This window comes from Thioalkalivibrio halophilus (genome assembly GCF_001995255.1).
In the GTDB taxonomy this organism is placed as follows: domain Bacteria; phylum Pseudomonadota; class Gammaproteobacteria; order Ectothiorhodospirales; family Ectothiorhodospiraceae; genus Thioalkalivibrio; species Thioalkalivibrio halophilus.
The window spans coordinates 1-6,722 of record NZ_MUZR01000072.1 but is presented as its reverse complement, the minus strand read 5'-3'; the positions used below and the strand labels follow the sequence as shown (position 1 = coordinate 6,722).

The 6,722-nt window shown below is 66.9% G+C and carries 3 protein-coding genes; all 3 read left to right on the top strand.

Annotated features, from left to right (window positions below; genetic code table 11):
- Positions 1-3,273, top strand: a 3,273-nt coding sequence (locus tag B1A74_RS13515) for a calcium-binding protein (protein WP_077244935.1), incomplete at its 5' end; no start/stop codon positions are given.
- A 90-nt stretch (positions 3,274-3,363) separates the two neighbouring features.
- Positions 3,364-5,517: a type I secretion system permease/ATPase gene (locus B1A74_RS13510; protein ID WP_077244934.1), complete on the top strand. Its 2,154-nt coding sequence runs from the start codon at positions 3,364-3,366 to the stop codon at positions 5,515-5,517.
- A gap of 11 nt (positions 5,518-5,528) precedes the next feature.
- Positions 5,529-6,722 (top strand): HlyD family type I secretion periplasmic adaptor subunit (locus B1A74_RS13505; protein ID WP_244269233.1); only part of this gene is annotated, 1,194 nt, incomplete at its 3' end.

Here is a 6,722-nt window from a genome sequence, read left to right as displayed (position 1 = left end):
ATCGGCCGGTTCGAGTGGGCGGACGGCCGCGAGGGCGAGGCCACGGACGTGTGGTTCATCCAGGACACCGCCCACACCGAGGCACGCGAGCGCCTGGACGTACCGGAAGACATCGCCACCCTGCCCGACCTGAAGGGCTATGGCGAGGTGCATGACCTGCATCAGGCGCTGGTGCGGGACGAGAGCGGACAGTTGCGCGGTGAGGTCGAGGCCTTCATGGCCGAGACGGACGTGAAGGCGCGTGAAGCCCGCATGGAGAACCTGCTGTACGAGTGGGCGGGCGTCAGTGACGTGGACCCGGAGAGCCGGGGCCGTCATATCGACGGGCGCAAGGTTGCGACGCTGGAGGCGTTCCTGGGGCGGGAGTTCCGCCAGCACGGCAGCCCGGACCCAAGGGTCATGGCCTCGGGCGAACTGCGCGCCGGCTTCGACATTCTGCAGACGACCATGTACGGGCAGATGATGCGCCAGACCCATCTGGCGCCCTATCTGGAAGGGATGGACCTGGTCTTCGATGAAGACGGTATCCGCATCGACTTCGCGGGCACCACGGAGGCGCTGCAGCAGCAGTTCGATGCCGATCCGGCCCGTGGCGTGGCGGAGCTTCTGGAACTGCAGCGCGCCGCCGGCGAACAGCTCTCGCCCATGGGCTTCGACAGCCATGGCCTGCTGCGCGACTGGCTCGCGCAGGCCGGTGATGATCCGGCGGTGCAGGATGCCCTGGCCGACTTCGGCTGGGACGGGGTGCGCGCTGACGGCGAAGGCACGGCCGCCTCCGAGGTCGTGTTTGGGGGCAACGACGGTGCGGAGCTCACCGCCGGTTCGGGCGGCGACTGGTTGCTGGGCGGTGATGGCGATGACGTGCTGCAGGCCGGTTCGGGCAACGACATTCTCTACGGCGGTGGTGGCAATAACACCTACCGCTTCGATGTCGGCCAGGGTCACAACACGATTATCGAGATGCACGGCGACAGCGGCCACAGCGTGCTGGAGTTCGGCCCGGAGATCCGCGCCGGCGATCTGGACATCCGTGCCGAGGGCAGTTCGCTGGTGCTGGCGCACAGCAACGGTCGTGACAGCATCACCATCGAGAACTGGTTCGGCAGTGCCGATGCCGAACGCCACCGCATCAACACCCTGCGCTTTGCCGACGGCCACAGCTTCGACCTGGCCGCGCTGCAGCTCGGTTCGACCGAGGGCGACGAGCTGACCGGCGGGGAGGAGAACGCGATCCTGGTGGGCAACGAGGGCGAGAACACCCTGACCGGTGGCGCCGGGGACAACTGGCTGCACGGCGGCCGGGATGCCGACCTACTGGTGGGTGGTGAAGGCGACAACCTGTTCGTGGTCCGGCACCGGGACGACCAGGTGATCGCGGAATCGGCGGATGGCATCAACACCGTGCAGTCGCATGTGTCGTTCACCCTGTCCGACAACCTCCACAGCCTGACGCTGCTGGGCCGCAGCGGGATCAGTGCCACCGGCAACGAGCTGGACAATGTCCTGATCGGGAACTCCGGCAACAATCGGCTCGACGGGGTGGCCGGCGCCAACACCATGATCGGTGGGCGCGGCAACAACACCTACGTGGTGCACAGCACCGACGACGTGGTGATCGAGCAGCCGGGCGAGGGCAACGACACCGTCGAGTCCCACATCGACTACGTCCTGCCCGAGAACGTGGAGAACCTGCACCTGCAGGGCAGCGAGGATCTTGATGGTACGGGTAACGAGCTGAACAACGAGCTCATCGGCAACACCGGCGACAACGTGCTGCACGGCGTGGCGGGCAACAACTACATCGACGGTCGCGGCGGCGCCAACATCATGATCGGTGGCACCGGCGACGATACCTACGTGGTGCGCAGCGACGAGGACGTGGTGATCGAACAGCCCGGCGAGGGCAACGACACCGTGCACTCGTACATCGACTATGTCCTGCCGGAGAACGTGGACAACCTGACGCTGATGGGCGGCGACGATCTCGACGGCACGGGCAACGAGCTGGACAACGTGATCATCGGCAACACCGGCGACAACGTGCTGAATGGCGTGGAGGGCGACAATTACATCGACGGCCGCGCCGGTGCCAACATTATGATCGGCGGCGCGGGCGACGACATCTACGTGGTCAACAGCGAAGACGACGTGGTGATCGAGCAGCCCGGCGAGGGCCACGACACCATCCGCTCCTCGGTCACCTACGCCCTGCCCGACAACGTCGAGGATCTGATCCTCACCGGCTCGGCCGACATCGACGGCACCGGAAACGAGCTGGACAACTACATCGAAGGCAACAATGGCGACAACGTGCTCAATGGCGTGGCCGGCGCGAACGTGATGGCCGGCGGGCGCGGTGACAACACCTACATCCTCAACAGCGAGGACGACGTGGTCATCGAGAAGCCGAACCAGGGCACGGACACGGTGATCAGCCCGTTCGACTACACCCTGCCGGACAACGTGGAGAACCTGACGCTGGTCGGCGACGCCCGGGTGGGGCGCGGCAACGAAGAGGACAACATCATCATCGGCACCGAGCGCCCCAGTCACCTGTATGGCGTGAGCGGGGACAACGTGCTGATCGGGGGCGGGCGCTCCGCCAACTTCCTGTATGGCGGTGACGGGGACAACACCTATGTGGTCAGCAACCCGGGCACCAAGGTGATCGCTCAGGAGAATGGCGGCACGGATACGGTGAAGGCGGAGACCCACTTTCGCCTGCCCGACCACGTCGAGAATCTCACGCTGACCGGAGACGGCGACTACTGGGGCCGGGGCAACGAGCTGGACAATACCCTGATCGGCAACGACGGCGACAATACCCTGCGCGGCGAAGGCGGCGACAACTTCATCCACGGCGGTCGCGGCAGCAATGTTCTGTACGGGGGCGAGGGCAGCGACACCTATTACTTCGAGCGCGGCGACGGCCACGACCGCATCGTGGAGAACGCCCGCGACCCGGGCGAGGACGTCCTGCTGCTGGGCGAGGAGATCGCGGCGGACCAGCTCTGGTTCAGCCAGGATCGCCGTGACCTGTCGATCGAGGTGATCGGCACCGATGACCGCATCACCGTGGATGACTGGTTCGGCCGCCACGGCGAGACCCTGGATCGGGTGGAGCTGTCGTCCGGCGAGGTGCTGACCGCTGCCGAGGTCAACAACCTGGTACAGGCGATGGCCGCGTTCGATCCGTCCGGGGCGGACGAGACCGGCCTCCCGAAGGACTATCGGGACACGCTCGATCCGGTGGTGGCCGCAGCCTGGCAGTAAGCCGCCCGTACGGCCGTCCGGGCCTGCCCGGGCGGCCCCTCCATTGCAGATCGCCGGACGGGATTCCGGCGATGCGTCGCACGGATAGTCATGGATTCACAAGGCAGGGAAGCGACGGGCTCCACGGGGGAGAACGGGCCTGTCGATACGGGGCTTCTGGCCCTGGTTATGCTGGCCCAGTACCACGGGGTGCCGGCCAATCCGGAACAGCTGCGGCACGAATTCGCCGCCGATGGCGAGCCTTTCGACGCCGACCGCATCCTGCTCGGGGCGCGGCGGCTGGGGCTCAAGGCGAAGCGCGTCCGCACGAAACCTTCCCGTCTGGAGCAGACACCGCTCCCGGCGGTGGCCCTGGCGAAGGACGGCCGCTTCTTCGTGCTGGCCCGCGTCAGTGACCAGGGTGCGCTCATCCAGCATCCCGGCAAGGGTCCGGCCCAGCGAATCTCGCGGGAAGACCTGGCGGAGCTGTGGTCCGGGAAGCTGATCCTGTTCACGTCCCGCGCCTCGCTCACCGCGGAACTGGGGAAGTTCGATTTCACCTGGTTCGTGCCCGCGCTGGTGAAGCACCGGCGCCTGCTGGGCGAGGTGCTGCTGGCGTCGTTTTTCCTGCAGATCTTCGCCCTGGTCACGCCACTGTTTTTCCAGGTGGTGATGGACAAGGTCCTGGTGCATCGCAGCCTGACGACCCTGGATGTGCTGGCCATCGGCCTGCTCGCGGTGATGGTCTTCGAGGTGGTGCTGTCCGGACTGCGCAGCTATGTGCTGGCACATACGGCCAGCCGGATCGACGTCGAACTGGGTGCGAGCCTGTTCCGCCACCTCATCAATCTGCCCATGGGGTATTTCCAGTCCCGGCGGGTGGGCGATTCGGTGGCGCGGGTTCGCGAACTGGAAAACATCCGTGAGTTCCTGACCGGCAATGCCCTGACCCTGGTGCTCGATCTGTTCTTCTCGGTGGTGTTCATCGCGGTGATGTTCTTCTACAGCGGCTGGCTGACGCTGATCGTCATCGCATCGCTGCCCCTGTATGTGATGATCTCGCTGTTCATCACGCCGCCGCTGCGCGCGCGGCTGCACGAGAAGTTCAACCGCGGCGCCGAGAACCAGGCCTTTCTGGTCGAGAGCATCAACGGTATCGACACCCTCAAGTCGATGGCGGTGGAGCCGCAGACCACGAAGAAGTGGGACGAGCAGCTGGCCGGCTATGTCTCCGCCGGTCTGCGGACCACCCGGCTGTCGACCGTCGCCCGCGAGCTGATTTCGCTTGTGGGAAAGCTGGTGACGGTGGGCACGCTGTGGCTGGGGGCACGGCTGGTGATCGAGGGCGACCTGACCGTCGGCCAGCTGATTGCCTTCAACATGCTGGCCGCGCGTGTCGCCCAGCCGATCATGCGTCTGGCCAACATGTGGACCGACTTCCAGCAGGTCGGGATCTCCATGCAGCGGCTTGGCGACATCCTCAATGCACCCACGGAATCCTCGTTCGCCAACCGCAGCAGCCTGCCCCGTCTGGACGGGCGTATCGAGTTCGACCAGGTGCATTTCCGCTACCGGCCCGACGGTCCCGAGGTGCTGCGCGGGGTCAGCCTGGAGATCCCGCCCGGTCAGGTGCTGGGCGTGGTCGGCCGCTCCGGATCGGGCAAGAGCACCCTGGCGAAGCTGATCGGCCGGATGTATGTGCCCGAGCGCGGGCGGGTGCTGGTGGATGGCACCGACCTGGCGGTGGCCGAGATCGCTTCGCTGCGCCGCCAGATCGGCGTGGTGCAGCAGGAGAACATGCTCTTCAACCGCAGTATCCGCGAGAACATCGCCCTGGCCAGCCCGGGGGCACCGCTGGAACAGGTGATGGCGGCCGCGCGCCAGGCCGGGGCCCACGACTTCATCCTGGAAACCCCCGAGGGCTACGACACCGTCGTTGGCGAGCACGGTGGCACGCTTTCCGGCGGTCAGCGCCAGCGCATCGCCATTGCCCGCGCCCTGATGAACGACCCGCGCATCCTGATCTTCGACGAGGCGACCAGCGCCCTCGACTACGAGTCGGAGCGCGTCATCCAGCAGAACATGGCGCAGATCGCCCGTGGTCGTACGGTCATCATCATTGCCCATCGGCTCAGCGCCGTACGCCGGGCCGACCGCATCATCGTCATGGACCACGGCCAGATCGTCGAATCCGGGACCCACGACAGCCTGGCCGAGCGTGGCGACGGCATTTATGCGGGCCTGTTGCGCCTGCAGCAGACCTGAGGGAGGGCGCCATGGGGATGCGGCGCAGCGCATGGCAGGACCTCAAGGGGCGCTATCGGCGGGCCTTCGCCATCGCCTGGGGGCGCCGGCGGGAGATGGACCCGCCGCGACGAGTGCCGCACGAGCAGGAGTTCCTCCCGGCGGCCCTTTCGCTCCAGGAGACGCCGGTGCACCCGCTGCCGCGCGTCATCATCGGTCTCATCCTGCTGCTGGCGGTGCTGACCGTGGTATGGGCCACCCTGGGGCGCATGGACATCGTTGCGGTGGCCGAAGGCAAGGTGGTGCCGGACGGGCGTACCCAGACGGTACAGGCCACGGAGACGGCCAGCGTCAGGGCCATCCGGGTACGGGACGGGCAGCGCGTCGAGGCCGGCGATGTCCTGATCGAGCTCGACTCGACCCTTTCGACCGCGGATGTGACGCGCCTGAGCCGGGAACTGCTGTCCGCCCGCCTGACCGCCGCGCGTTCGGAGGCGTTCCTGGAGGCCCTGGACGGCGATACCGAGCGGCCGGTGCTGCAGCCGGATTTCCCCGCGCCGGAGGATGCCCTGCTGGTGGAGCAGCGGGTGTTGCGCGGCCATGTGCATCACTACCGTGCCCGCATGCAGCAGCTGGATGCGGAGATCGCGCGCAGGCAGGAGGAGATCGCTGCGGCGGGCGCGATGGTGGCCGGGCTGGAACAGACCCTGCCGATCATCCGCGGGCGCAGCAATGATCTGTTGCAGTTATCGGACGCGGGCATGGCGGCCCGCCACGAGCAGCTGGAACTGGAACAGCAGAGCATTGAGGCGGCGAATGCCCTGGACGCGGAGCGGGCACGGCGCTCGGAGGCCGAGGCTGCGCTGCACGAGGCGCGCGAGCAGCGCCGTACCCTGCGAGCAGAGAGCCGGCGAGAAGCCCTGGACATCCTCCATCAGGCGCGTTCCGAGGCGGAGTCCCTGGAACAGGAGCTGATCAAGGCGCGGCGGCGTGACGAACTGATGCGCCTGCGTGCGCCGGTGACCGGCACGGTGGAACAGCTGGCGGTCCACACGGTGGGTGGCGTGGTGGAGCCGGCCCGGCCGTTGATGACCGTGGTGCCGGAGGATGCCGAGTTATGGTCAAGTCTGGTGTATGAGCGATGGCTGGTTCAGGCGGCGCTCCGGTCGGTGATGGATGATGCCTCGTCGTTGGTCGGTTCGGTCTGCTCGATGCCGTCGATGAAC

Coding starts and splice junctions, on each gene's coding strand:
- B1A74_RS13510 (WP_077244934.1), top strand. CDS start 3,364: ATGGATTCACAAGGCAGGGAAGCGACGGGCTCCACGGGGGAGAACGGG.